A 25,623-nucleotide genomic window follows, 5' to 3' on the forward strand; every position below is an offset into this window, starting at 1 on the left:
ACTCCATGTCCAAAAAGTCATGAGACATGACAAAACGCAGCTAGACGATCAGGGGCGCGTTTGCCTCACGGTTGTTACGGGTTAAGCGACAAAAAGAAAGCCGCTGGGCGCGACTGCACCTAGCGGACATTCTCTTAATTACCGGATTTTAACCCGTCTTGTAAGAATCAACTGTATATATAGTTTTGTGCAGAAGCAAACTACATATTCGATTACGCGCGCTCTTTCTGACCCTCGCTTCAAAACTTACATACAGGCAGCCGGGGGCTCAGAAAAACAAGCACTTCTGCTCTACCTTTGGAATATCGAGATGGCGGGAGCTGTCGCTGCGACCACAGGTATGGTCGAAGTACAACTCAGAAACAGCATCAATTCACGCCTTCAAACTTGGAATGCATCCCAACCGGTTAATGATCCAAACCGTACTTGTGCGTACACAAGGGACTGGCTAAAGGATCCTGCACCTCGACTTCGCCAGATTATTTCGCCACCACGCAAAAGGCCACTTTGGCAAAAAGCGGAACCAGCCCTACGAGACGAACTTGGCAATTGTGCAAAGCCGAATCCTTCTCATGACGACCTTGTCGCGGCTTTGCCTTTCGGTTCATGGCTTTTCATCTTGCCTCAACCCCAGGTTTCTTCTCCTCAAAATCCCCGGATGCGGATTTGGGACGAGACTCTCAAGCATGCATTTACTGCTCGGAACGCTTCCGAATTCCAGAGCGCTAATCCCGCTGTCATTTACCAGTGGGCAAATGCAGTACGGCACGCACGAAATCGTGCAAGCCATCTAGAACCGCTGCTTGACCCTGGGCAATTGATCCGTGTTCATCGAATATCCGCACGCCTTATGCATTCAATGAACCCCGCTGCCGCATCCTGGCTAGCGGGGCAGCAATACATCCATTCAGTGCTTAAAAGGAAACCCGTGTAGCTACTCCCGCGCCGGGGAGGCGCTGCGGTCGTCGTTACGCACGGGCACCCACTTGAGCACGTAGGCGAGCACGACCACGCCCACGGCGACGGCGAAGGACACCCAGCCGAAGCCGGTGGTGAAGCCGGCGATGACGGCGATCGGTGCGAGGATGGTCATGCCGATCTCGAAGGGGGCGAAGCCGACGTAGGCCACGCCGTACTCGTTGAGGGTGCCGGACTTGAGTTTCGGGTCGACCATCTTGAGCAGCGCGATGCCGGTGGCCACGGCGGCGGTGGCCCAGCCCCAGCCGAACAGGCCACGCTCGAGCCACTTTTCGCCAAAGAAGGTCGGGCCGGCCCACAGCATCCAGACCACGCAGAACACGGTACCCAGGACGAACATGACAACCAGTGCCTGCCAGTAGCCGGCGAGTGCGGCGGGGACGATAGACGCGATGCCGAAGGCGATCATGTAGTCGGTGGCAGCGCCGGAGATGGAGTTGATGGTGGAGCCGTCGAGGTAGTTCGGGCGCCCGGCGAGTCGCAAGGCAAGACGGCCGACCAGACCGACCACGAACGACATGGCGAACAGCGGGATGGACACGTTTGGCCACTGCCCCTTGATCAGCGTGTTCAGCAGGTACGCGATGAGCACGGTGAACACGATGAAGCCGGCGTGCAGTGCGAGCGGTTCGATGGACGACGGGTTGGTGGTGGCTTTGCCGATGGAGGGGCGTTCTTCCTCGTTGCGGATGTAGCCGGTGCGCAGGTCGTCGGGAAGATCGCCCGCGAGCTGGGAGGCCTTTCCTTTGCGGATGCCCCAGTTGGCCATGATCACGCCGCCGACAATCGCCACGAGGGTGCCCACGGTGGCGGAGGTGAAGCCGAGGGAGGATGCGCCCTCGACACCGATCTCTTCAAGCGCGGAGCCGACGGCCGCTGCGGTGCCAAAGCCACCAACGAAGCCGACGGGCAGCATCATGCCGAACCAGGGTTCGGTGCCGAATACCGGTGCGAAGAGGTAGATGCCAAGCAGGATAAATAGGCCCCACTGGCCCATGAACATTGCGGTGGAGTAACCCCACATGTTGCGCGCACCGGTGGCCACGGAGCCGCCGAATTGCATCGAGTACGCCATCGACGCGAACACCACCGCGATGAGCAGCGTGGTGTACGTGCCCACCTGGTCGGACCAGTTAATCAGGCCGAGGACTTCCGGCCCGAGGATGAGCCCGATAAGGCCCGCGGTGATCGGTGCAGGCAGCAGCAATGCTTGCAGTACGCGCAGTCGGTTGCGCAGGACGTTGCCGACGATGAGGAGGAGGGAGATCCATCCGATGTCGGTAAGCAGCGTGTATGGGGTGAATTCCATCGCAGCACCTTCCTTTATCCACTTATCGCATATAAAACAGTCTGTACTCTAACCCAGTACGCTGTTTTCATGACTTTTCCGGAGTCCGTTGAGTTGTTGCGCACCCACGGATCGCGCGTGAGTGAGGTGTGGCGCGCGAAGTTCGTGGAGGCGTATCCACATGCGTCGATGATGCTTGCTCCTGGTGAGCGCATGCCGCAGATGCTTATCGACGCCACCACGTTCCTCCTCAGCCACTCCCCCACCGAAACCACCGACCGCCTGCGCGCGATCGCGCTGGACCTGCGCCGCACGGGCTTCCCCGCCGAGGAGTACCCCAACGCGATGCAGTTGCTTGGCGACGCCATCCGCACCGTCGCCGAAGAAACCGGCGCCGAGGTCGGTGCCGGTGCTGGCGGTGGCACCGAGGACCCCACTCCGGCGCTCGTGGCAGCGGGTGAGGTGATGCGCAAGGCAGCATCCCAAGCCGACTACGCGGGCGTGCCGGCGGCCTCAGCGGCGCAGGTCACCAGCGTGGACGTTCGAGACGGGGTGCAGATCGTGCGCCTCGAGGCAGGCACGCGCATCATCTATGCCCCCGGTGAAACGCTGCCCGTGATGTCGCCGGAAGCCCCCGGTGTGTGGACCGGGCTGATCCCGGCGCTGCCGTCGAACCCATTCGGACAAATGGAGTTTCACATCGGCGCGGGCACCGATCTTGCGGTTGCGCCCGGCGCGTGGTTGACATTGGGTGTGGCGCGCGGGGGTCTGCAGGGGTTCGTCGATAAGCAAGTGCTCTTGGTGGCCGCGGGGACGGGGTTGGCTGCGGCGAAGGCCCTGGTTTTTCACTGGTTGGAATGCGAGGAGCACCCCGATGTGCACCTGGTTTCGGATGTGACGTACGACCGGGCGGCGCTGGACGCGTTGGCTGGCGCGCAGGACTGGCTGGACGTGAGTTGGGTGGTGGAGTCGCGGCTGGGTGCGTCGCTGGAGCAGGTGGTGTCGGGCCCGGGAATGTGGTGGGGCCGCGACGTGATCGTGTGTGCGGACCAGGCGCGCGCGGCCGCGATCACGGCAGCGCTTCAGGAGGCCGGGGCCGAGGGCGTGCAGGTCATCGCCCACGACGCGACGCCGGAGTGGTTTAGCGCATCGTAGTGTCCGCGCGGATCTGGCCGAGCGGAAGGCGTTTGCGCTGCTTGGCGGCCTCTTCGGGGTCGATGTCCACGACCAACGTTTCGGGGCCGTAGCCGGCTTCGGCGATGCGCACGCCGGAAGGGTCGACCACGGTTGAGTGGCCCGCGCCGGTGGGACCGGACGGCTCGCCCGCTTTGGTTTCAAAATCCGGGCGCGACTGGCCAGCGGCCGCGATGAACACCCCGGCGTCGAGGGCGCGCGCGGCGGTTAAGATGCGCCACTGCTCCACCTTGCCGGGCCCGTCGGCCCAGCTTGTGGGTACGACAATGACTTGGGCGCCGCGGTCCGCAAGGGCCTGGAACTGCTCGGGGAAGCGAATGTCGAAGCAGGTGGCCACGCCCACCGTCACGCCGTCGTGTTCGAAGGTGACCAGGCGTTCGCCGGGGCGCACGGTGTCGGACTCGCGGTAGTTAAACGCGTCGTACGTGTGGATCTTGTCGTAGCCCTCATGCAGGCCATTTCCTGTGATCAGGGCGGTGTTGTAGACGCGGTTGATGGTTTTCTCGCCACGCTGAACGGTATCGGCGGGCCGGAACATGCCAGCCACGATGGTCACGCCGAGCTCGCCTGCAAGGTCGCGCATGTTGGTGGCAAACGCACCGTCGAAACCCTCCGCCTGGGTGTCCAGTCTGCCCTGCTCAAAGGCTTGACTGGACCCCTCTGGCAGCACGATCAGGCTCGCGCCTTGGGCGGCGGCGTCGCGCACCAAGGGCGCAAGGTGGGCAAAATTGTCCATTGTGTCACTGCCTGTGACGGTTTGCACCAACGCGATCTTCATGTGGATAACTTTAGGTGGATTTCGGGGCAGTTATCCACAGATTTTTCTTCGCCCCTTGTGGTTGCGTGTTGGTGCGCAGAGGATTCGGCGCATGACACTTGAAATCTCAACACGCACCGCACCCGTTGCCCGCGGCCTCACCCGAACGTTCACACCGTTACCGTTTGCGCAGGTGGGGGTGTCGCGGACGGCGGAAGCGTTGTCGTCGATACGCAACAGCACGCACATGCTTATCGACGACACCACCGCCCACCTCAACACCCACCTCGATTCCATCGCGCGCTTTGCCCGCGCGGTGGAGGGCGTGGATGCTGACCTGGAAGCGAGGCTTGCGCCATGAGTGTTGCCACGTACCGTCCGGCGCTGGACGCGGCGGAACTCTCGGCGGCAGCGGCCGCGTTGCGCCTCGCCTCTGATGCCGCCCGGGAGCGCGCCGAGCATGTGCCAACCTCACGCGAGGCGTTAGCGTCCACCGGGTTTCGGGGTGTGGCGGCGGATGCGGCGTACGCGCGGTTAGATGCGTTCGGGTCTATGTTTGCGCGCGGTGCCGACGACTTGGCCACGGCGGCGTCGTTGGTCGCCGCTGCGGCGGGTTTGCAACGGCAGTTGGACGAGGCCGCCATGTTTGCCACCCGCTACCTGCACTCGCGCACCGTGTTGTGGCTCAACGCGATGTCGATGGCGCTGGACCTGGAACTCGCACGGTCCTTGTTGCGCCTTGGCGGGCACGAGCAGGACTACGACCCGCTGTTCGCCCACCCGGATGAGTCGTTTCAGGACCTGCACGCGCGTCATGTGCCGACCTTGCCCGCGGCAACCCGCGAGGTGGTGGAGTCCGCCGGCGGGACCGTTCTCGAGGCCGGACCTGCTTCGACCACCGTTGTCGTCGGTGATGTTGTGGACCCGGCGCGGGTGATCACCATGGTGGCCGGCGCGACCACGGGCGCTCCTGCGAAGTTGGAGGGTGAGTTGGCAAAGGCGTCGCGGTTGGCCCAACAGACCGGTGCTGCGGTGGTGGTGTGGCAGGGCTATGCGCCGCCACGCTCGGTGCCGCGGGCGGTCTCTCCCCTGCGTGCTTCGGCCGGTGCGGATGATCTGGCGATGTTCCAGGCAGCACTTGAGGAGCGTTTCCCCAACGCGCAGAAGACCGTCGTCTCCCATAGTTACGGCACGCTGCTGGCCACCACGGCGGCGCGCGACCATGGACTTATAGCGGATGACTTATGGGTCCTCGGCAGCGCCGGCGTCGCAGGCCAGCACGTCTCCGAGCTCACACTTGCGGATGAGCACGCCACCGTTCACGTCGTCGATTCACCCCAGGACCCCATCCTGTTGCTGCGCTCTGGGCCGTCGGCGGTGCTCGGCGCGTCGCCGTCGTATGTAGGGTGGGGCGCACAGCGCGTGGAGGGCGTGCGCGGCGGGCACTCCGACTACTTCACAGACCCGGCCTTTGTGTCTGCTTTGCAACAGCGCGCAAGCACAACTTAAGAAATGGCGTTACCATGGCGAACGTTTAAAGAAACTACCTTTAGGAGTCTGATAAACCATGGCAAACTTTGCAGAGCAAGTCGTCGAGCGCCTCGAGGCCCTCGGCATTAAACGCATTTATGGTCTGGTGGGCGACTCGCTCAACCCGCTTTCGGACGCGGTGCGCGAAAGCGACATCGAGTGGGTCCACGTCCGCAACGAGGAAGCCGCAGCGTTTGCTGCCGGTGCAGACTCGCTAGCCACCGACGAACTCGCCGTCTGCGGCGCGTCCTGCGGCCCGGGCAACACCCACTTCGTCCAGGGTCTGTTCGAGTCCCACCGCAACGGCGCGAAGGTACTCGCCATTGCATCGCATATCCCGACGGCCGAGATCGGTTCCTCCTTCTTCCAGGAAACCCACCCGGAGATGCTGTTCCAGGAGTGCTCCTCCTACTGCGAGGTCGTCCACACCGCCGACCAGGGCATGCGCGTGCTGCACAACGCCCTGCAGAACACACTCGCCGGCAACGGCGTGTCCGTGATGGTCGTGCCTGGCGACGTGTTCGCCGCCGACGTTGCCGACGGTCCTCACACCGCCGACTCCGTCTACGCCACCGGCAAGGACAAGCGCGTCTACCCCGACCCCGCTGAGGCCGCACGGCTTGTCGAGGCCATCAACAACGCCGACAAGGTCACCCTGTTCTGCGGCTACGGTGCACGCGACGCCCGCGACGAAGTCTTCGCTTTGGCCGAGAAGATCAAGTCCCCGATCGGCCACTCCTTCCGCGGCAAGATGTACTTCGAGTACGACAACCCTTACGACGTCGGCATGTCCGGCCTCCTTGGCTACGGCGCCTGCCTCGACGCCATGGAAGAGTCCGACCTGTTCATCATGGTCGGCACCGACTTCCCCTACACCGACTGGCTCCCCGAGGAAAACGTCGCCCAGATCGACATCAACGGCACCCACATCGGCCGCCGCACCAAGGTCGACTACCCCGTCGTCGGCGACGTGAAGAGCGTCATCGAAAACATCCTCCCCCACGTCGAGGAGAAGAAGGACCGCAAGTTCCTGGACAAGATGCTCAAGCGCCACTACCAGCTGCTGGACCACGTGGTGAAGAGCTACACCGAGGAAGCCTTCGAATCGAAGAAGCCGATCCATCCCGAACTCGCAGCCTCCGTGCTGGACAAACTTGCCGACGACGACGCCTACTTCACCGTCGACACCGGCATGTGCAACGTGTGGTCCTCGCGCTACCTCACCCCGAACGGCAAGCGCGACGAAGGCGCATCCTTCCTCCACGGCACCATGGCCAATGCCCTACCCATGGCCATCGGCGTCCAGGCTGCACAGCCGGACCGCCAGGTCATCTCCTGGTCCGGCGACGGCGGCCTGGGCATGCTCATGGGCGAACTGCTCACCATCAAACTGCACCAACTGCCGGTGAAGGTGATCTGCTTCAACAACTCCTCCCTCGGCATGGTCAAACTCGAAATGATGGTCGCTGGCATGCCCTACTTCGGCACCGACCACGAACAGGTCAACTTCGCCGAGATCGCCAAGGGTGTCGGCATCAAGTCCTTCCGCATCGAGGAGCCAGAAGACCTCGAGCCGATGCTCGAGGAAGCACTTGCTTACGACGGCCCGGTGGTCGTCGACATCGTCACCGACCCCGAGGCTCTCTCCCTCCCACCGGGAATCACCTGGGACATGATGAAGGGCTTTGCCAAGTCCGGCGCCCGCACCGCCTTCCTCGAAGGTGGCGTCGGCCGACTGTTCAACCTGGCCAAGTCCAACCTCCGCCATATCGGTGGTGCTGCCGCCATCGAGTTCGGCGGGTAGGTCGCTGTAGTTTGCGACGAAGCGTTCGCCGTTACGGGTGTTAGAATCAAAACCGAAGGCGGGTGATTCAGAATGACACACGGAGAGATGTCAATCGGCGAACGCATCATCGCAGCTCGACATGCAGTTGGGATGACACAACGCGACCTTGCAGAGGTAAGCGGGCTTTCTCAACCAACAATTCAAAGGGTTGAGACAGGTGCAAGGGAGCCATCCCCGCTTCAACTCTCTGCTCTAGCGTTCGGATGCGGGGTCTCGCCAGAGGCACTTCGAGATTCAGATTCGGCCCGCGTGAGTGCATTAGTCGCCGGACGAACTGATGATGCTGGTTCTGAAGAGTTAGCCGACTACCTCCTCTTCGCACTGGAGATGGCGTGCGAGCTCGACAAACTAGGAGTTCCCGACCAACCATGAGCAACGAGTCAATTGGAAAGCGTGCAGCAGAGCACTGTCGCAATGAGTGGGGCCTAGGGGTCTCACCAGTCAGCAATCTCCCCAAGCTCATCGAAGAGAACACCGGGGTCGGAGTCGCACTTATCCGAAGCAAAGCACCCGGCCACGGTATGACCATGCGTCTATCCCGACACACCATCATGGCTGCTGCATGCACAGAACATCCGATGAGACTTCGGTCGACCCTTGCTCACGAACTCGGACACTTCCGGTTGGGCAGCGTGAATAGAAGGCTCAACGAAGGCAATTGGAACGACCGTTCGCCGGAGGAGATCCAAGCAGATGTTTTTGCCCGCCATTTCCTCCTTCCTTTGGGAGCCCTACAAGACACCGCATCGTCCTACGATCCAGGCCACTATGTGTCGCACCTTGTCCAAACTTTTGGGGTTTCACCGGCAATCGCAGCGATCCAGCTAAAAGAGGCCGGGTTCATCGACGATGACGCGTGTGCAAAATTCATGCAGCGAACGACCAAATCGATGGCCCTCCAATATGGGTGGCTGTCCGAGTACCGAACACTTGTCATTGGCTCGTCGACTCCTCGTGCGCCTCAAGCGCTCATGACTCGAGCGACAGAAGCGTACAGATGGCGCCAACTGAGCTATCCAGCCCTCGCACGTTTGCAAAGCGAGGAAAGCGCACCACGCTTTGCCGACCTCCTTTCAAAACAAGGCATTACACCTATTGACGACGACGAAGCTCCCGCTCGCCCAGTGCCCAAAAACGGAGGCCTTACCGCTGAGGAACTCCACGTTCTTATGAATGGGTAGGCTGCGTGCACATTCTGGATACTGGACCGATCTTTAAGTTTCTTGCCACTGATTCCGTTCCGCAACTGATCGCAGCCTTGGGAAACCATGCAATCCACGTACCAGAAGCGGTCGAGTACGAAATCATGGACACCCCGACGCGCAGGCCACAGTTTGCGAGGGCTGCAGAACTCTGGCCACGCTTACCCGAGCGTTTTAAGATCACCCTCCCCGACACACCGACCGACGAGTTACGGCAGCTTTGTCAGTCCATTCTGCGCCTTGGTTTCGATGAAATGTACAAGCAAACTCGTGACCGTGGAGAAAACATGGCCATCCTGCATGCCGTAGCACTCGCCCGAAGAGGTGAGCATGTCATCGTGGTGTGCGACGAAGAAGAAGGCACCGCGAGGATTCGTCGCGAATCCAACGCATTAAAAATGCAGCAGACGTTTGGGCGCCACACACCTGGTGGCCGAATCCAGCATGCAGACACTCTTACTTTGCTGCGCTGGGCTATCGAGGCCAATGCCTTCGACTCCCACGAGGCGTTCTTGAAGAAGTACCAGGCCATGGCGAACCTTGATGAAGCACTTCCAAAGGATGTAAAGGCGACCGGACTCACCGGTCGCCCACCATGGCCACCTCTCGACTAGAGGTTACAAACCAACCAACCCGACTAGTTGTCGGGGGTGAGGTTGCGGCGACGGCGTCGTCGTGAAGCAGCTGGCTCCCATGCAACGACCGCGGTGGAACGGGGCACGTGCACCAACTCGCCACCACGGCGAGAACCGTTGCGGAGTTTCTGGCGCAGCTCTTCGTTGTGACCGCGCTGGGCATCCAACTCGTCCTGCAGTTCCTCGATCTGCGCGGAGAGCTCAATGATCGTCTTGATGCCCGCCAGGTTCACGCCTTCCTCCTGGGAGAGGTACTGGATGCGGCGCAGCATCGAGATGTCGCGGCTGGAGTAGCGGCGACCGCCCCCCTTGGTACGCATCGGGGTGACCAGGCCGAGCCTGTCGTAGGTGCGCAGGGTCTGGGCGTGCATGCCGGTGAGCTCGGCGGCGACAGAGATGACGAAGTATTCCTTCTCTTCTGCCATGGTTACACCTCCTTTCGCCGTCTAGCGCTCGGACCAGCCGGCGCGCGGGTCGAAACCAGAATCCTTCTCGGCCTGGGCGTATGCGCGCAGCGCACTGGTCGCGGACGGGTCGAGATCCTTCGGCACCTTCACCTCAACCGTGACCAACAGGTCGCCGGCGTTGCCGGACTTCTTCGGGATACCACGGCCACGCACGCGCAAGGTGCGGCCGTTCGGGGTGCCAGCGGGGACCTTGACCTTCACCGGGTTGTCCAGAGTCGGCACCGCGATGGTGGCGCCGAGGGCGACCTCAGCAAAGGAGACGGGGACCGTGACTTCGAGGTCGTCGCCGGAGCGGGTGAAGGTGTCGTCGCTACGCACATGCACCATGACGAACAAGTCGCCGGCGGGAGTGCCGTTGGGACCTGCTTCGCCTTGGCCTGCAAGGCGCACCTTCTGACCATCGATGACGCCTGCGGGGATGCGGACCGTGATCGAACGGGTACGGCGGACGGTGCCTGTGCCGTTGCATGTGGTGCACGGATCCTCAATGACCTCGCCGGTGCCGCCGCAGTTCGTGCAGGGACGAGCCATGCCGAACGCGCCGGAGTTCTCCCGGATGTAACCGGAGCCGGAGCAGACCTCACACGTGTGCGTCTTGCCAGACTTCGAACCGGAACCGTGGCAGGTGGTGCACGGTGCGTCGCCGGTGAGCTCGACAGGGAACGTCGTGCCCTTGGCGGCTTCGCGGAAGTCGAGGGTTATTTCCGTTTCGACGTCGGCCCCCCGCGACGGCCGAGCGTTCCTGCCAGCACCGCCGCGGCCGCCAAAGAAGCCACCGAAGATATCACCAAGGCCGCCGTCTCCAGCTTGTCCACTAGCGGCTGATCCGAAGATGTCCGAGAGGTCGAATTCCGTTTCCGTGCCGCGAAACCCGCCCGGAAAACCGGACGCTCCTCCCCGCCCGAACCGGCCAAAGCCGCCCGAGCCGATCATGGACTTCAACTGGTCGTATTCTTTGCGCTTCTGCTCGTCGCCAATAACGTCGTAGGCTTCCGCGACCCGCTTGAACTTCTCCTCGGCCTTCTTGTTGCCGGGGTTCGAATCCGGGTGGTTTTCGCGTGCGAGCTTGCGGTACGCCTTCTTAATATCGGCCTGGCTTGCCGTCGACGACACACCTAAGTCGCCGTAATAATCCTTGTCGGCCCATTCCTGTTGCATAGCCATCTCGCACCCTCCTTTCGCTGTAAATCGGTGTGGAGTTGTTGTCTTCTAAATTTCGTTCACTAAATAATCTAAGTAAAAAGGCCGGGGATCAGGCCGCTTCTTGTTTGCGTGTACCCATTCCCCGGCCCTGCCACCAAGTTGTTGTTACTCGGTGGTATCGGCACTTTCGGCCGGATCGGCGATGATCACCATGGCGTTTCGCACCAAGCGGTCACCCACCGTGTAGCCCTTGCGCAGCACCGTTCCCAGAACCTTTTCATCGCCCTGGGACAGATCCTGCACGGCCTCGTGGACCTCCGGGTTGAACTCGTCGCCTTCGGCACCGAACTCCTTCACACCCTGGCCAGCGACGATGGAACGGAACTTATCCGCGAAAGCCTTCAGCGGGCCTTCTTCCAGGTCGCCGTGCTGCTGGGCGAGATCGAGATCGTCCAGCAGCGGCAGCAGTTCAGTGGCAAACTTTGCCTTCGCCGTGGTGGCAATTTCGCCACGCTCACGCTCGGTACGACGGCGGTAGTTGGCGTACTCGGCGCTCACACGCTGCAGGGACTCGGTGCGCTCTGCGAGCTGCAACTCGACGTCGCTGACCGTGCCGTCGCCATCGGCGTCCGGGTCTACCTCGCCCTCTGCAATCTGCGCTGCGCCTTCCAAGTCCTTCAACTCAGCTTCCGCGGCAACAAGGGGGTCCTCGTCCGTGGACAGTGCCTCGGACTCAGCCGCCTCGTCGGCCAGGGCTTCCGCCTGATCCGGGGAGACGTACTGTTCGTCCGTCGCCTCCGGATTACCCGGGTTGTCGGGCATCTGCTCGTTGTTCGGGTTCGTCATCAGACGTCGCCTCCTTACACGTACTGGGTTGGATTACTTGTTGTCGGCGTCGGTGTCGTCGTCCTCGACAACCTCGGCGTCCACAACGTTGTCGTCGCCAGCATCAGCCTGGGTAGCACCCTCGTTGGCCTGAGCCTCGTAGAGCGCGGTGCCCATTGCCTGGGACTCGGTGGTCAGCTTCTCCACTGCGGACTTGATGGCATCCAGGTCCTCGCCCTTGAGGGCCTCGTCGACAGCATCGGCAGCCTCGGTGACGCGGGTCTTGATGTCCTCGGAGAGCTTCTCGCCGTTCTCGTCCATGAACTTGCGGGTCTGGTACGCCATGGTCTCCGCGTTGTTGCGGGTCTCCTGCTCCTCGCGACGCTTCTTGTCCTCATCAGCGTGAGCCTCGGCGTCCTTGATCATGCGATCGATCTCTTCATCAGACAGACCAGAGCCGTCCTGGATCTTGATCGTGTTCTCCTTGCCGGTGGCCTTATCCTTCGCGGACACGGACACGATGCCGTTGGCGTCGATGTCGAAGGTGACCTCGATCTGCGGAACACCACGCGGTGCCGGAGCGATACCTGCCAGTTCGAAGGAGCCGAGCAGCTTGTTCGCGGAAGCAATCTCGCGCTCACCCTGGAAGACCTGGATCTGCACGGACGGCTGGTTGTCTTCAGCCGTGGTGAAGGTCTCCGAACGCTTCGTCGGGATGGTGGTGTTGCGCTCGATGAGCTTGGTCATCACACCACCCTTGGTTTCAATACCGAGGGACAGCGGGGTGACGTCCAGCAGGAGCACATCCTTGACGTCGCCACGCAGCACACCAGCCTGAAGCGCAGCACCCAGAGCCACAACCTCGTCCGGGTTCACGGACTTGTTCGGCTCCTTGCCAGTGAGCTCCTTGACCAGTTCGGTCACAGCCGGCATACGGGTCGAGCCACCAACCAGCACAACGTGATCGATGTCGCCGACAGACATGCCAGCATCCTTAATCACCTGGTTGAACGGAGTCTTGGTGCGATCCAGCAGGTCGGAGGTGATCTTCTGGAACTCGGTGCGGGTCAGGGTCTCGTCGAGGAACAGCGGGTTCTTCTCGGAGTCAACCGTGATGTACGGCAGGTTGATGGAAGCCTGCTGTGCAGACGAGAGCTCAATCTTGGCCTTCTCCGCAGCCTCGCGCAGACGCTGCATAGCCATCTTGTCCTTGGACAGGTCAACGCCGTTCTGGGACTTGAACTTGTCCACGAGCCACTCGACTACGCGGTTATCCCAGTCGTCGCCACCGAGCTCGTTGTCACCAGCGGTAGCCAGGACCTCAACGACACCGTCGCCGATCTCCAGCAGGGACACGTCGAAGGTGCCGCCACCGAGGTCGAAGACCAGGATGGTCTCTTCCTTCTCAGCCTTATCCAGGCCGTAAGCCAGAGCCGCAGCGGTCGGCTCGTTCACGATACGCAGGACGTTCAGGCCTGCGATCTGGCCAGCCTCCTTGGTGGCCTGACGCTGAGCGTCCTCGAAGTAAGCCGGGACAGTAATAACAGCCTCAGTGACCTCATCACCCAGGTAAGCCTCCGCGTCGCGCTTCAGCTTCTGCAGCGTACGAGCGGAAATCTCCTGCGGGGTGTACTTCTTGCCATCGATATCTACGGTCCAGTCCTCGCCCATGTGACGCTTCACGGAGCGGATCGTGCGATCGACGTTGGTCACCGCCTGGTTCTTTGCAGACTGACCAACAAGCACCTCGCCGTTCTTCGCAAACGCGACGACCGACGGGGTGGTGCGGGAACCCTCAGCGTTAGCGATAACTACCGGCTCGCCGCCCTCGAGGACGGAGACAACCGAGTTCGTGGTGCCAAGGTCAATACCAACTGCGCGTGCCATAAGAGTAATTCCTCCTGTTGAAATGTGGTTTATCAGTAAGTTGATGCGCTTCGACTCAACTTGACGGCCACCACTATAACACCGGCGGACACATCCTTGAGCCTGTTGCACTCAATCTATGTAACGGCACTGTACCCAAAGTTGTTCCCACTCGACGCAACTTTATTTATTTCCGCAGGTAGAAGCACGCAAAAACACCCTCACCGACCGGGAACATAAGTGGGCGGTGAGGGTGTCGTCGCTAAGCAAATGCTCTTAGAACAGGCCGGTTTCCTTCTCGGAGTAGGACCAGAGGAGGTTCTTAGTCTGCTGGTAGTGGTCGAGCATCATCAGGTGGGTTTCGCGGCCGATGCCGGACTTCTTGTAACCACCGAACGCCGCGTGAGCCGGGTAGGAGTGGTACTGGTTCACCCACACACGACCCGCTTGGATCGCGCGACCCGCCTTGTATGCGGTGGTGCCGGAGCGCGCCCAGACACCGGCGCCGAGACCATAGATGGTGTCGTTGGCAATGCGGATGGCCTCGTCGAAGTCCTTGAACGTGGTGACGGACATGACCGGGCCGAAGATCTCCTCCTGGAAGATACGCATGTCGTTGGTGCCCTTGAACACGGTCGGCTCGATGTACATGCCGTTTTCCAGGCCCTCAATCTTGTTCACGCCGCCGCCGGTGAGCACCTCAGCACCTTCCTGGGGCCCAAGCTCGAGGTAGGACTTAATCTTGTCCATCTGCTCGGTGGAGGCCTGCGCACCCATCATCGTTTCGGTGTCCAGCGGGTTGCCGGTCTTGATCTGCTTGACGCGCTGCACACCCAGCTCAAGGAACTCGTCCGCAATGGACTCATGCACCAGCGCACGGGACGGACAGGTGCAGACCTCCCCCTGGTTCAGAGCGAACATAGCGAAGCCCTCGATGGCCTTCTTCTTAAAGTCATCATCCTTGGCAAAGATGTCCTCGAAGAACAGTGCCGGGGACTTGCCACCAAGCTCGAGGGTGACCGGGATGATCTTGTCGGCCGCGGCCTTGTTAATGATCTTGCCCACCTCAGTCGAGCCGGTGAACGCAATCTTGGCAATGCGGTCAGAACCAGACAGTGCCGCGCCGGCCTCGTCGCCCATACCGTTGACAATGTTCAGCACACCCGCCGGAATGAGGTCGCCGATCAGATCCATCAGATACAGGATCGACGCCGGGGTCTGCTCCGCCGGCTTGAGCACGATCGCGTTACCTGCAGCCAGCGCCGGAGCAAGCTTCCAGGCCGCCATGAGCAGCGGGAAGTTCCACGGAATGATCTGTCCGACAACGCCGAGCGGCTCGTGGAAGTGGTAAGCGACGGTGTCGTCGTCAATCTGGCTCAAACGACCTTCCTGTGCACGCAGCGCGCCTGCGTAGTAACGGAAGTGGTCAATGGCCAGCGGGATATCGGCGGCGAGCGTCTCACGCACAGCCTTGCCGTTCTCCCACGTTTCCGCAACGGCGAGCTCCTCAAGGTGCTCCTCCATACGGTCCGCGATCTTCAGCAGGACGCCGGAACGCTCCTGCGGGGAGGTCTTGCCCCACGCGGGTGCGGCCTTGTGTGCAGCATCGAGTGCCAAGTTGATGTCGGCTTCCTTACCGCGCGCAACCTCGCAGAACACCTCGCCGGTGACCGGGGTGATGTTCTCGAAGTACTCGCCATCTACCGGCGGAACCCAGTCGCCACCGATGTAGTTGTCGTAGCGCTTACGGAACTTGACGTTCGAGCCCTCGGTACCAGGGTAGGGATACACTGTCATCGTCGTGGCCTTTCTCGGTCGTGGAATGAATTGTGGGCCACACTACACCCAAATCCCTTTGTGGTCTAGGACAACTTCCCCTTGCGCGCACTTTTCGACGACCCCACGCCCCTTCCCCTTATGCATAACCACACATCTCTGACACAATGACCACGTGAGTGAACGTAAAAAACCAAAATATGTGGGAGCTCTGGACACGGCTGTAGACCCGATCCAGACACTGCCCACCACGGCCGACGCCGCCCAAGACCTCTCCCGCGAGCCGGTTGACCGCGGCGAGGTCATCGCCTCCGACGGCCGCACCGCCGCCGCGTGGGCACTGCGCTTCATCATCGTTGTCGCAGCCACGGCCATCCTTCTCTACCTGCTCAAATGGGTCTGGATGGGCCTTCTGCCGATTCTTCTAGCACTGATTGTGTCCACCGTCCTGTGGCCACCGGTGCGCTGGATGCGCGACCACAAGGTCCCCGCATCCCTGGCCACGTTCATCACCCTGATCGGCTTCTTCGGCATCATCGGCGGCATCTTCGCCGCCATGGCCCCAACCGTGAAAAGCCAAGGCAGCGAGCTCGTACGTCAGACTGAGCAGGGCCTCAATCAGATCGTCGATTGGCTGAAACAGCGCGACCTGGCATTCCTTGAGCCGGAAAAGATCCAAGAAACCGTCGATCAAGTCACCGCCTTTGCCAAGGGCCAGGCCTCCAACATTGCGTCGGGAGTGTTCTCGGGCCTGGGCGCGATTGCGTCGGTAGGCACCACGCTCGCACTGACCCTGGTGCTCACCTTCTTCTTCCTCAAAGACGGCGACCGCTTCCTGCCATGGGTGCGCAAGTACACCGGCGTGCGCGCTGGTTGGCACCTCACCGAAGTGTGCAGCCGCTCCTGGAACACCCTGTCCGGATTCATCCGCACCCAGGCCATCGTGTCCGGTGTTGACGCCATCTTCATCGGTCTCGGCCTACTGTTCCTCGGCGTGCCACTGTGGCCGGTGCTCGCGGTGATCACGTTCTTCGCCGGCTTCATCCCGATCGTCGGTGCGATTTCTGCAGGCGCTCTGGCGGTGATCATCGCGTTGGTGTCCAACGGGTTCATGAACGCCGTGTTCGTGCTCATCCTCATCATCGCCGTACAGCAGCTGGAGAGCAACGTTCTCTCGCCGATCCTGCAGTCCCAGGCGATGGGCCTACACGCCGCCGTGGTCCTGCTCGCCGTCGCTGTCGGCGGCACCCTGTTCGGCATCGTCGGCGCGTTCCTCGCGGTTCCGGTTGCCGCTGTCGCCGCCGTGTGGCTGCGTTACTGGGCTGAAATGGTCTCGCTGCGCTCCGGCGAGATCACCGCCGACGAGATAGCCATGGCCACCCAACAAACTCAGACCATGGATTCCAAGGAATCCTTCCTCGCCGTGCGCGACCACATGATGCGCCTGGCCAAACGCGAGAAGGAGCCCGTGAAAGAGGGGCTTGGCTCCACGCGCGTCCCGCTTGACGACGACACCCCGTCCGACATCGACACCAACCCACCCGGACGCCTCCCCGGCGTGAACGACGAAGACTAGGTACGGTGGTGTGCCGCAATTGGTTATCGACGAAAGGAAATACCAATGGCCGATCTGAATAACAAGACCATCGCAATCCTCGCGACCGACGGCTTTGAAGATTCCGAACTGACCTCCCCGAAGGAGGCCGTCGAACAAGCCGGCGCAACCACCAAGGTCGTCTCCACCGAAACCGGTGAGATCGAGGGCAAGAAGGGCGCCAAGGTCGCCGTCGACGTCACCACCGCCGACGCCAAGGCTGCCGACTACGACGCCCTCATCCTCCCGGGGGGCACCCTCAACGCGGATGCCATCCGCGTTGATTCCGACGCCGTCGCCCTGGTCAAGGCGTTCAAGGACGCAGGCAAGCCGATCGGCGTGATCTGCCACGGTGGCTGGATCATGACGGATGCCGACATCTTGAAGGACGTGAAGATCACCTCCGTTGCCAACGTCAAGACCGACCTGGTCAACGCCGGTGCCGAGTGGGTCGACGAGGAAGTTGTCATCGACTCCGGCGTCATCTCGTCGCGCACCCCGGACGACCTGCCGGCCTTCAACGCCGCACTCGTCGAGGAGTTTGCAAAGTAACTTCTGCGAGGTAGCTGCTTTTAGCCCGCTGGCGCGTTTACGCCGGCGGGCTTTCTGCATGTCTGGGAGCTGTTCGGAGCGGATCGTCTAGCTCGCTTCTGACGCTGCTAGACGATTCGCCCCTAAATGAAAACCAGTTGCAACTTCACCTGGGGAAATTCAGCGCGGAATGCTTGATCGTCTAGTCCGGCAGAAGGTCTAGCTAGACGATCCGCCTGCCACGACCGATCATTCAACGCCGAGAGCCACTTTGACTAGGTGGGCAGCGAAAGCGGGCAAGGCAACACCCTCGGACCGGGCGTGCGATTCGAGCTCCTGCGCATCTTCCGGCAGTCCCAACTTCGCGGCCCCCTGCAGTGCCTTCTTGTCGAAGACCGGCGCCAACTCCGGCCACACCCCCTGCGCCTCGCGGGCGAACATGGTCGCGCAGGCGTAGCCGGCGGCGCCGAAGATGCGGATCAATTGCGAGCGCGGCGCTTCAACCAGTGCAGATGGTGAGGTCAGGCCGGCGTCGAACAGTCCGCGTGCGGCGTCGACGGCGGCGGTGGCGCGTATGGGCTTCGCTTGCAGCATGCACAGGACGAGGAGCTGGAAGAGGGACGTGGGGTCGTCGTCAAGCGAAATGCCCGCGTCTTCAGCGAAGGTGCTCACGCAGCGCCTGCTCGAGCTCCACGCGGGCGCGCTCGAGGGCGGCCTCCCAAACAGCGGAGGCGCCTTCGTCGGCGGAGTCCGAAACCTGCTTGAGCAGGGTCAGCGGGACGCCAAAGGTGGAGCATACGGCGGCAAGCGCGTAGCCCTCCATGTCGACGAGTTGGCACTCTTTGGCGAGCTCGTCGCGAAGATCGGAGCGGTTCACAAATGCGTCACCGGTGGCCAGCTTCGCCTTCGGCAGGTCGGTGAGGGGTTCGAAGTTGAACCAGCGTGGGTAGACAAAGTCGGTGATGTCGGAGGTGCCGCCGACTTTGAAGTCGTGCTTGACGGCGTCGGAAATTTCGTAGACGCCGGACTCGAGGTCGACGAGCGCGCCGGCGGTACCGACGTTGATGACGCGTGACGGCAGCGGGCCTTCGGAGAGGCGGCGGGTCAAGGCGATTGCGGCGGGCAGGGTGCCGATGCCGGTGATGAGTACCTCATGGTCGCCTCCGGACATGATGTCGGCGGCTTCTTCTTTCATGGCTGCAACGATGAGCAAATCAGACATAGTTGCTTATCGTATGCGGGCAGGCTGCGGCTCCACCACTGTTGCGCCTTCGCGCTCGGATGCGGCGCGGGAGTTGGCGCGGGCGCGTTGGATGCCTCGCCAGGAGAGGGCGGCTCCGATTGCAACGATAAGCAAGCGGACGACCCAGAGTCCGCTGGTCATGCCGGCATACGACAAGACGACGGGCAGGTTCAGCAACACGACCAGGGTGCCGACGACGCCGCCGAGCGCGATGGGGTTCATACGGCTGACCATCCACGCTCCGATGGGTGCTGCGATCACGCCGCCGATGAGCAGGGCCAGCACGCCCGCGAGATTTGCGACGAGGTCACGCCACATCCCAACCGCGAACCCGAGTGTTGCGGCGAGGGTGACCAAAAACTCGGCGGTGTTGACGGTGCCGACGATGCGGCGCGGCTCGGCACGCCCTGCGGTAAGCAACGTGGAGGTGGTCACGGGTCCCCAGCCTCCGCCGCCGGTAGCGTCGATAAACCCGCCGAAGAGCCCGAGGCCTGCGAGAAAGCCGCGCGAGTGAGGCTTCGCGGCGAGTTTGCGTTGGGTGAGCCCCCGGGCGAAGCGCAGCATGAGGTTCAGCCCGATTAGCGCGAGGATCAGCGACATCACCGGACGTGCCGCTTCGGTGGAAAGCCGCACGAGCACGGTTGCACCGAGGAAAGCGCCGATGGCGCCGGGGATGCCGATGGCGCAGGCGGTGCGCCAGTCCACGTTGCCGAAGCGCGTGTGCGCCACGCCGGAGGCCAGTGTCGTGCCCAGTTCCGCGGTGTGGACGACGGCGGACGCAGCGGCCGGGGTGATACCGGCGAGCGCGATAAGCATGGTGGATGAGGTGGCGCCGAAGCCCATGCCTAGGCCGCCATCGACAAGTTGTGCGGCGAGCCCGGCAACTGCGATGAGCAGCAGTGTTTCGAGTTTGTACATGTCAGGCGCCTTTCTCGGCGGCGCGGTATCGATTGGCGACGACCCGCGCGAGATCTGTAGTTAGCGGCCCGGATGCCGGCAGGTCGTCGGGGATCCGGTCGAGCAGGGTTCCGTGGGTGACAAACAGTGGGAGCACATGTGTATTGCCGAAGCGGCGCTGGCCTCGCGTCGCCGACACCACCGCCGTTTCCACCCCGGCGCGCCCGCCAACTTCGGCGGCGAGGCGGTCGTAGTTGGCGGCTTGTTCAGGGTTGGAGGTGCCGACTGGGAAGAGGGTTGCGTGGGTGGCGGTGGGGTCGTCGATACGCAAGCGGCGCGCGAGGACATCCGCGATGTCGCCGCCGGTGCCGAGCGGCTCGGCGAGCACGAGGTCGCAGTGCTGGCGGGCTTCGGCGAGGTGGCGCGGCACGTCGATTTTGGCGTGGAATGCGCGGGTGAACAGCAGCGGGACCACAATCGCGCGCGACGAGGATAAGCAGGCAGCTGCCTCTGCGAGTGTGGGTGTATCGAACTCCAGGTGGGCGTCGGCCCACTCCACGCCGAGTTGCGCGGCCGCGGCTTGGGTGAGCGCGCGGATGCCTTCTTTGGCGCGGGGGTGCCGCGAGCCGTGGGAGAGGGTGATCAGCGCGGTCATGGTGGTTACCGCAGGCGCTTTCCGACGAACCCAGCCGCCAACGTGTTCCCACTTGCCTGGTCGACGAGCAAGAAGTTGCCCACCGCACCGCGGGCTGCGTACTGCTCGACGGGCAGTTCGTCGGCGGTGTGGATGGTCACGTGCGCGATGTCGTTGAGCGCAACCGCTTCGGGTGCGGTGTTGTCGCCTTCGGCGCCGTCGATGTCTAAGACACGCTCGACGCTGGCCACGCGGGCGCGGACGAACGCGGTGCCGATGCGGAGCTTCACGGCCTGGCCTGCGCGCAGGTCCTTCTCGTTGAGGCCGACGACGGTGGCATCGAACTCGCGCACATCCTCGGGGCGTGAGCCGGAGGCCAGCAGGTCACCGCGGGTCAGGTCGATATCGTCGGTCAGTCGCAGCGCTACGGAGTCGCCGGCATGGGCGGTGTCCACGGGGCCGTCGGCGGTGTCGATGCCGGCAACGGTGGTGGTGCGGCCGTAGGGGGCGAGGATCTCGTCGCCAACCGTGATCGATCCGGCGTTGACGCGGCCCGCGTAGGCACGGTAGTCGGAGGCGTGTTCACGCAGCACGACCTGGATGTTGAAACGGAAGTCCAGGTCATCGGCGCGGCCGCGCTGTACCGGGATGCTCTCCAGCAGTTCGAGCACGGTCGGGCCGGTGTACCAGGGCGTCGCGTCGCTGCGCTCCGCGACGTTATCGCCGCGCAGCGCGGAAATCGGCACGACGTGCGGCTCCTCGATGCCGAGTTCGCCGGCCTTGGCGTCGAATTCGGCCTTGATCTCGTCGAAACGCTGCTGCGAGTAGTCAACGAGGTCGATCTTGTTCACCGCCAAGATCACGGTGCGCACGCCGAGGAGTTTGGCCACGGTGAGGTGGCGGATGGTTTGTTCGACGACGCCGTTGCGGGCGTCGACAAGCAGCACCACCACTTGCGACGTGGACATGCCGGTCACGGTGTTGCGCGTGTACTGCACGTGGCCTGGGGTATCGGCGAGGATGAACGTGCGCTTGTCGGTGGCGAAGTAGCGGTAGGCCACGTCGATAGTGATGCCCTGCTCACGCTCGGCGCGCAGGCCGTCGACCAGCAGCGACAGGTCGAGGCCCTCGAAACCGCGGTCGGCGGAGGTGCGCTCCACGGAGGCGAGCTGGTCGGCGAGCACCGACTTGGTGTCATGCAGCAGGCGGCCGACGAAGGTGGATTTGCCGTCGTCGACGGAGCCGGCGGTGCACAGGCGCAGCGTCTCGCGGGCGGACAGCGCGGCGGTGGCAGTTTCGGCAGCGCCGGTTTCAGGGGCGTTTTCGGAGGTAGTAGTGGGGACGATGGTTGGGGCGGTCATCAGAAGTAGCCTTCCTTCTTGCGGTCTTCCATGGCGGATTCGCTCAGGCGGTCGTCGGCACGAGTTGCGCCGCGTTCGGTCAGAGTGGAGTTGGCGATCTCGACGAGGACCTCGTCGATCGTTTCTGCGTCGGAGTCGACGGCGCCGGTGCAGGACATGTCGCCGACGGTGCGGTAGCGCACCCGGCGCGTTTGAAGCTGTTCGCCCTCGCGAGGGCCTCCCCATTCGCCGGGGGTGAGCCACATGCCGTCGCGGCCGAACACTTCGCGGTCGTGGGCGTAGTAGATGGATGGCAGTTCGATGCCTCGCGCGCCGATGTACTCCCACACGTCGGCTTCAGTCCAGTTGGAGATTGGGAAGACGCGGACGTTTTCGCCGGGCAGGGTTGCGCCGTTGTAGAGGTCCCACAGTTCGGGGCGTTGGCGGCGCGGATCCCATCCGCCGAAGGAGTCGCGGACGGAGAAGACGCGTTCTTTGGCGCGGGCACGTTCTTCGTCGCGACGCGCCCCGCCCAGCACGGCGTTGTATCCGACCTCGGCGATGGTTTCCACCAGCGGCACGGTTTGCAGCGGATTACGGGTGCCGTCGGGGCGTTCTTGCAGGTCACCGCGGTCGATCCAATCCTGCACGTGGGCGACTCGCAGACGGAACCCATGCTTATCGACGGCACCATCCCGGAACTCAATCACCTCCAGGAAGTTATGCCCCGTATCCACGTGCAGCAGCTCAATCGGCGGCTTGGCCGGGTAGAACGCGCGACGCGCGAGTTCCAGCACCACGCAGGAATCCTTCCCGCCGGAAAACAGCAGACCAATCTTGTCGAACTGCCCCGCCACCTCACGGATGATGTGGATCGACTCGTTTTCTAAATCCTTCAAGTGCGGCGACAGTTGCGTTGCCGTTGCCGTTGCTTGCGTCATTGTGTTGCTCCTTGTTGTCCGGTTGTTGCGCTTCTCGGCTATTCGTGCAGGCCGCACTCTGTCTTGGTGGCAAACGCCCAGCGCCCGGCGCGTGGGTCCTCCCCTTCTGCCACGGGCAGGGTGCAGGTGGCGCAGCCGATGGAGGGATAACCCTTCCGGGTCAGTGGGTGGATAATCAGGTCGTTGTCGCGCTCGAAGGCGGCGGTGTCCTCCAAGGACCAGGTGACCAGCGGGGAGATCTTCAACCGTCCGGTCGCATCGAGGCTGAGCGCGGGCGCGTCGGCGCGGGTGGGTCCGTCGGCGCGGCGCAGCCCCGTGATCCAGCCGGCGTACGGGCTCATATGCACCGCCAGCGGCTCGACCTTGCGCATGCGGCAGCACGCACCCGGGGCGCGCAGGTACAGGTTGGGCCCGTACGTCTCGTCCTGCTGTGCGCGGGTCAGTTGCGCCTTCGCCCGCACCAAGCGGTGCGAGGGGTAGCGCGCCTCCACCTGGTCGGCCACCTCCAGGGTTTCCGGGAAGTGGTACTCGGTGTCCAGGAACAGAAAGTCCGCGCCGGGAAGGTGGCGCTCGGCCAGTTCGGCGAGCACCGTGTTTTCCATAGACAGGGTCACGACGAGTGGGCCCGGCGCGTACTCGTTCGCCCACTGAAGAATCTCGGAGGCGGGGGCGTTGTGGAGTTTTGCGGCCCAGTCGTCGACAAGCAATGCGTTTTGCTGCGCCACCTCTTCGGACAACGGCGATGTCGTTGTCGGGCCGTCGGGGCTGATATCGGGGTCGCGGAAGTCGCTGGGCTGGTTGAGCAGGTTGATCATTGGTTGCCTTTCAATGCGCCGGTGTGGCCGTGGCGTGCGAGCGAGGCCTGCAGCGCTTCCTCCGTGGATGGCGCCTTCGACGGCGCACCTTGTGGGTCGTCCTGGCCGTGGAACTTCACTTCGAAGACGCGGAGGCATTCGCAGCACTTCCACGCGAATTCGGTCTGTTCGTTCGGCCACAGATCCTCGCCGCCGCAGTACGGGCAGAAGGTGGGAAAGTTGCGGTTCGGGTTTGGTTCGCGGCGAAAGCTCATCGCAGGTCCTCCTCGTCGGCGCGCGCGACCCAGTCGCGGAAGGTCTCAGCGCCTTCACGCTTATCGACGAAGCGCTGCACCACCCGGGCCACATACTCCGTCAACTCACTGGACAACACCTTGTGACCACGCAGCTTCCGGCCAAAGTTCGCGCCCTCGCCGATCGTGCCGCCAAGGTGTACCTGGAAGCCTTCGACCTTTTCGCCGTGGCCGTTATCCACCATCTGGCCCTTCAAACCGATGTCGGAGACTTGGTGGCGGGCGCAGGCGTTCGGGCAACCGTTGAGCGAAATGGTGATCGGCGAGTCGAGGTCCCCGAAGCGCTCCTCCAACTCATCGGCCAGCTCAATGGCGCGGGACTTGGTGGTCACGTGCGCCAACTTGCAGTACTCCAGGCCGGTGCACGACAGCAGGCCGCGGCGGAACTCGCTCGGCTTGGAGTACAGGCCCATCTCCTCCAGATCCGCCTGAAGGTTTTCCACGGCACCCGGCTCGACCCCAAGCAGCAACACCTCTTTGAACGGGGTGAAACGCAGATCCGTCACGCCGTACTTCTCCGCCAGGTCAGCCAGGGCGATGAGTTGCTCGCCCGACATGTGGCCAAGCGTCGGCTTCACACCGATGTACAGGTTGCCGTCCTTCTGCTCATGCACACCAATGTGGTCGCGGTCTACCAGGTTGTTCGGGGCGTGCGGGCCGTCCGGGAGCCTGTACCCCAAGTAGTCCTCCTCGAGGATCTGGCGGAACTTCTCCACACCCCACTCCGCAACCAGGAACTTCAGACGTGCACGGTTGCGCAGGCGACGGTAACCGTAATCGCGGAAGATGCGCACCACGTTCGCCCACACGTCCGGGACCTGCTCGAGGGTGACAAAGGCGCCGAGGGATTGTGCCAGCATCGGGTTCGTCGACAAGCCTCCGCCCACGTAGCACTCGAAGCCGGGGCCGAGTTCAGGGTGCTCGACGCCGATGAATGCGAGATCGTTGATCTCGTGGACCACGTCCTGGCGTGCGTTGCCGGAGATCGCGGACTTGAACTTGCGCGGCAGGTTTTGGAACTCCTCTGCGGTAACGATCTCCTGGATCTGCCGAATCGCGGGCGTGGCGTCGATGATCTCATCCTTGGCAATGCCGGCCACCGGCGAGCCTAGGATCACGCGCGGCACATCCCCGCAGGCATCCCAGGTGTTCAGGCCGTTCGCCTCCAGCTTCTCCCAGATCGCCGGGACGTCCTCGATGCGCACCCAGTGGAACTGGATGTTCTGCCGATCCGTCAGGTCCACCGTGGAGCGGGCGTAATCGCGGGACAACTCCCCGACGGCGCGGGCTTGCGCGGTGGAGCAGATGCCTCCGTCGAAACGGATGCGCATCATGAAGTACTTGTCCTCAAGCACCTTGTTGTCCTCGCCGGTGAACTCGCCACCCAGGTTCTGTTTGCGCTGGGTGTACAGGCCAAGCCACTTGAAGCGCGGGTACAGGTCCTCGCGATCGATCGAGTCGAAGCCGCCCTTGGAATAGGTATCGATCACACGCTGCTTCACGTCGAGGACCGGGGACGCCTGCTTGATTTCTTCATCGTGGTTGAGCGGCGCGGTGCCGTCGATAAGCCATTGCCCCTGCGGCTTCTTTGCGCGCGGTTTCGCGGTTTTCGTTGGTGCGGTCACGGGCCCTCCAAAAAGTAGACCGATCGGTTCGGCTATGCGGTTAGTTCTGGCGTTGGTGAGCAAGCATGCCGTACCACCCTGTCTAGCACAACCAAATCCACGAAACTGCCGGTTAATTGCGTGAATGCAATAGGTTGACCGTGTCTATCAAGGTCCGTTTTACTTGTCCCGCGAAACACGAATGTAAATCACTGAAACTTTAA

At 62.6% G+C, this 25,623-nt stretch carries 25 protein-coding genes; 9 read left to right on the top strand and 16 right to left on the bottom strand.

Annotated features, from left to right (window positions below; all coding sequences use genetic code 11):
- Nucleotides 1-934: 934 nt before the first annotated feature.
- Nucleotides 935-2,287 carry a sodium/glutamate symporter gene (locus HMPREF2736_RS06870; protein ID WP_070829230.1) on the bottom strand — a complete coding sequence of 451 codons (1,353 nt, stop codon included), beginning with the start codon at nt 2,285-2,287 and terminating at the stop codon, nt 935-937.
- Nucleotides 2,288-2,356: 69 nt separating this feature from the next.
- Here HMPREF2736_RS06870 and HMPREF2736_RS06875 point away from each other — a divergent pair, with 69 nt between their 5' ends.
- Nucleotides 2,357-3,421 (top strand): ferredoxin reductase domain-containing protein, encoded by a 1,065-nt coding sequence (locus tag HMPREF2736_RS06875; RefSeq protein WP_070829231.1) that lies wholly within the window; start codon nt 2,357-2,359, stop codon nt 3,419-3,421.
- Here the strand turns inward: HMPREF2736_RS06875 and HMPREF2736_RS06880 are convergent.
- The gene (locus HMPREF2736_RS06880; protein WP_070829232.1) at nt 3,408-4,238 is read right to left on the bottom strand and encodes a carbon-nitrogen hydrolase family protein; all 831 of its coding nucleotides are present in this window, start codon (nt 4,236-4,238) and stop codon (nt 3,408-3,410) included. The two genes, HMPREF2736_RS06875 and HMPREF2736_RS06880, sit on opposite strands and share 14 nt — an antisense overlap.
- 91 nt (nt 4,239-4,329) lie before the next feature.
- Here HMPREF2736_RS06880 and HMPREF2736_RS06885 point away from each other — a divergent pair, with 91 nt between their 5' ends.
- The 6 genes from HMPREF2736_RS06885 to HMPREF2736_RS06905 all read left to right on the top strand — a co-directional run bounded on the left by HMPREF2736_RS06885 (nt 4,330) and on the right by HMPREF2736_RS06905 (nt 9,409).
- Nucleotides 4,330-4,578, top strand: coding sequence for a hypothetical protein (locus HMPREF2736_RS06885; protein WP_070423272.1), 249 nt, complete (start codon nt 4,330-4,332; stop codon nt 4,576-4,578).
- Nucleotides 4,575-5,726: an alpha/beta hydrolase gene (locus HMPREF2736_RS06890; RefSeq protein WP_070829233.1), complete on the top strand. Its 1,152-nt coding sequence runs from the start codon at nt 4,575-4,577 to the stop codon at nt 5,724-5,726. Before HMPREF2736_RS06885 ends, HMPREF2736_RS06890 begins: the two co-directional genes overlap by 4 nt.
- Nucleotides 5,727-5,784: 58 nt before the next feature.
- On the top strand, nt 5,785-7,551 hold the full coding sequence (locus HMPREF2736_RS06895; protein ID WP_070829234.1) for a pyruvate dehydrogenase: 1,767 nt from the start codon (nt 5,785-5,787) through the stop codon (nt 7,549-7,551).
- Nucleotides 7,552-7,638: 87 nt separating this feature from the next.
- Complete coding sequence (locus HMPREF2736_RS12865) at nt 7,639-7,965, top strand: helix-turn-helix domain-containing protein (RefSeq protein ID WP_371326414.1); 327 nt, start codon at nt 7,639-7,641, stop codon at nt 7,963-7,965.
- Nucleotides 7,962-8,774, top strand: coding sequence for an ImmA/IrrE family metallo-endopeptidase (locus tag HMPREF2736_RS06900; RefSeq protein WP_083323013.1), 813 nt, complete (start codon nt 7,962-7,964; stop codon nt 8,772-8,774). Before HMPREF2736_RS12865 ends, HMPREF2736_RS06900 begins: the two co-directional genes overlap by 4 nt.
- A 5-nt stretch (nt 8,775-8,779) precedes the next feature.
- Nucleotides 8,780-9,409 carry a PIN domain-containing protein gene (locus tag HMPREF2736_RS06905; RefSeq protein ID WP_070829236.1) on the top strand — a complete coding sequence of 210 codons (630 nt, stop codon included), beginning with the start codon at nt 8,780-8,782 and terminating at the stop codon, nt 9,407-9,409.
- A 23-nt stretch (nt 9,410-9,432) separates the two neighbouring features.
- Here HMPREF2736_RS06905 and HMPREF2736_RS06910 read toward each other — a convergent pair whose 3' ends face one another.
- From HMPREF2736_RS06910 to HMPREF2736_RS06930, 5 genes are all read right to left on the bottom strand, one after another.
- A complete protein-coding gene (locus HMPREF2736_RS06910) occupies nt 9,433-9,855 on the bottom strand; it encodes a heat shock protein transcriptional repressor HspR (protein WP_070829237.1) in 423 nt (140 codons plus the stop codon).
- Nucleotides 9,856-9,876: 21 nt separating this feature from the next.
- Nucleotides 9,877-11,061, bottom strand: a complete 1,185-nt coding sequence (dnaJ, locus tag HMPREF2736_RS06915) for a molecular chaperone DnaJ (protein WP_070829238.1) — start codon at nt 11,059-11,061, stop codon at nt 9,877-9,879.
- Between the two features lie 144 nt (nt 11,062-11,205).
- On the bottom strand, nt 11,206-11,886 hold the full coding sequence (gene grpE / locus HMPREF2736_RS06920) for a nucleotide exchange factor GrpE (RefSeq protein ID WP_070829239.1): 681 nt from the start codon (nt 11,884-11,886) through the stop codon (nt 11,206-11,208).
- Between the two features lie 33 nt (nt 11,887-11,919).
- On the bottom strand, nt 11,920-13,752 hold the full coding sequence (gene dnaK, locus HMPREF2736_RS06925) for a molecular chaperone DnaK (RefSeq protein WP_070423280.1): 1,833 nt from the start codon (nt 13,750-13,752) through the stop codon (nt 11,920-11,922).
- A gap of 255 nt (nt 13,753-14,007) precedes the next feature.
- A complete protein-coding gene (locus HMPREF2736_RS06930) occupies nt 14,008-15,528 on the bottom strand; it encodes an acetaldehyde dehydrogenase ExaC (RefSeq protein ID WP_070829240.1) in 1,521 nt (506 codons plus the stop codon).
- Nucleotides 15,529-15,682: 154 nt separating this feature from the next.
- Here HMPREF2736_RS06930 and HMPREF2736_RS06935 point away from each other — a divergent pair, with 154 nt between their 5' ends.
- Nucleotides 15,683-17,083, top strand: coding sequence for an AI-2E family transporter (locus HMPREF2736_RS06935; protein WP_101741022.1), 1,401 nt, complete (start codon nt 15,683-15,685; stop codon nt 17,081-17,083).
- A 45-nt stretch (nt 17,084-17,128) separates the two neighbouring features.
- A complete protein-coding gene (locus HMPREF2736_RS06940; protein WP_070423283.1) occupies nt 17,129-17,653 on the top strand; it encodes a type 1 glutamine amidotransferase domain-containing protein in 525 nt (174 codons plus the stop codon).
- Nucleotides 17,654-17,881: 228 nt separating this feature from the next.
- Here HMPREF2736_RS06940 and HMPREF2736_RS06945 read toward each other — a convergent pair whose 3' ends face one another.
- Genes HMPREF2736_RS06945 through HMPREF2736_RS06985 form a run of 9 tightly spaced genes read right to left on the bottom strand, consistent with a single transcriptional unit; the run spans nt 17,882 to nt 25,420 of the window.
- Nucleotides 17,882-18,304, bottom strand: a complete 423-nt coding sequence (locus tag HMPREF2736_RS06945) for a hypothetical protein (protein WP_070829241.1) — start codon at nt 18,302-18,304, stop codon at nt 17,882-17,884.
- A complete protein-coding gene (locus HMPREF2736_RS06950; RefSeq protein ID WP_070829242.1) occupies nt 18,288-18,854 on the bottom strand; it encodes a nucleosidase in 567 nt (188 codons plus the stop codon). The genes HMPREF2736_RS06945 and HMPREF2736_RS06950 overlap by 17 nt, the downstream gene beginning before the upstream one ends.
- A gap of 6 nt (nt 18,855-18,860) precedes the next feature.
- A complete protein-coding gene (locus HMPREF2736_RS06955; RefSeq protein ID WP_070829243.1) occupies nt 18,861-19,793 on the bottom strand; it encodes a sulfite exporter TauE/SafE family protein in 933 nt (310 codons plus the stop codon).
- Nucleotide 19,794: 1 nt separating this feature from the next.
- Nucleotides 19,795-20,427: a sirohydrochlorin chelatase gene (locus tag HMPREF2736_RS06960; RefSeq protein WP_070829244.1), complete on the bottom strand. Its 633-nt coding sequence runs from the start codon at nt 20,425-20,427 to the stop codon at nt 19,795-19,797.
- A gap of 5 nt (nt 20,428-20,432) precedes the next feature.
- Nucleotides 20,433-21,767 (bottom strand): sulfate adenylyltransferase subunit 1, encoded by a 1,335-nt coding sequence (locus tag HMPREF2736_RS06965; protein WP_070829245.1) that lies wholly within the window; start codon nt 21,765-21,767, stop codon nt 20,433-20,435.
- Nucleotides 21,767-22,687, bottom strand: a complete 921-nt coding sequence (gene cysD / locus HMPREF2736_RS06970; protein ID WP_070829246.1) for a sulfate adenylyltransferase subunit CysD — start codon at nt 22,685-22,687, stop codon at nt 21,767-21,769. The genes HMPREF2736_RS06965 and cysD overlap by 1 nt, the downstream gene beginning before the upstream one ends.
- Nucleotides 22,688-22,725: 38 nt before the next feature.
- Nucleotides 22,726-23,502: a phosphoadenylyl-sulfate reductase gene (locus tag HMPREF2736_RS06975; protein ID WP_070829247.1), complete on the bottom strand. Its 777-nt coding sequence runs from the start codon at nt 23,500-23,502 to the stop codon at nt 22,726-22,728.
- Nucleotides 23,499-23,756, bottom strand: coding sequence for a hypothetical protein (locus HMPREF2736_RS06980; protein WP_070423289.1), 258 nt, complete (start codon nt 23,754-23,756; stop codon nt 23,499-23,501). Before HMPREF2736_RS06980 ends, HMPREF2736_RS06975 begins: the two co-directional genes overlap by 4 nt.
- Nucleotides 23,753-25,420, bottom strand: coding sequence for a nitrite/sulfite reductase (locus HMPREF2736_RS06985; protein ID WP_070829248.1), 1,668 nt, complete (start codon nt 25,418-25,420; stop codon nt 23,753-23,755). The genes HMPREF2736_RS06980 and HMPREF2736_RS06985 overlap by 4 nt, the downstream gene beginning before the upstream one ends.
- Nucleotides 25,421-25,623: the final 203 nt, after the last annotated feature.

Origin of the sequence: Corynebacterium sp. HMSC036E10 (genome assembly GCF_001836265.1) — a bacterium.
Lineage (GTDB): Bacteria > Actinomycetota > Actinomycetes > Mycobacteriales > Mycobacteriaceae > Corynebacterium > Corynebacterium coyleae.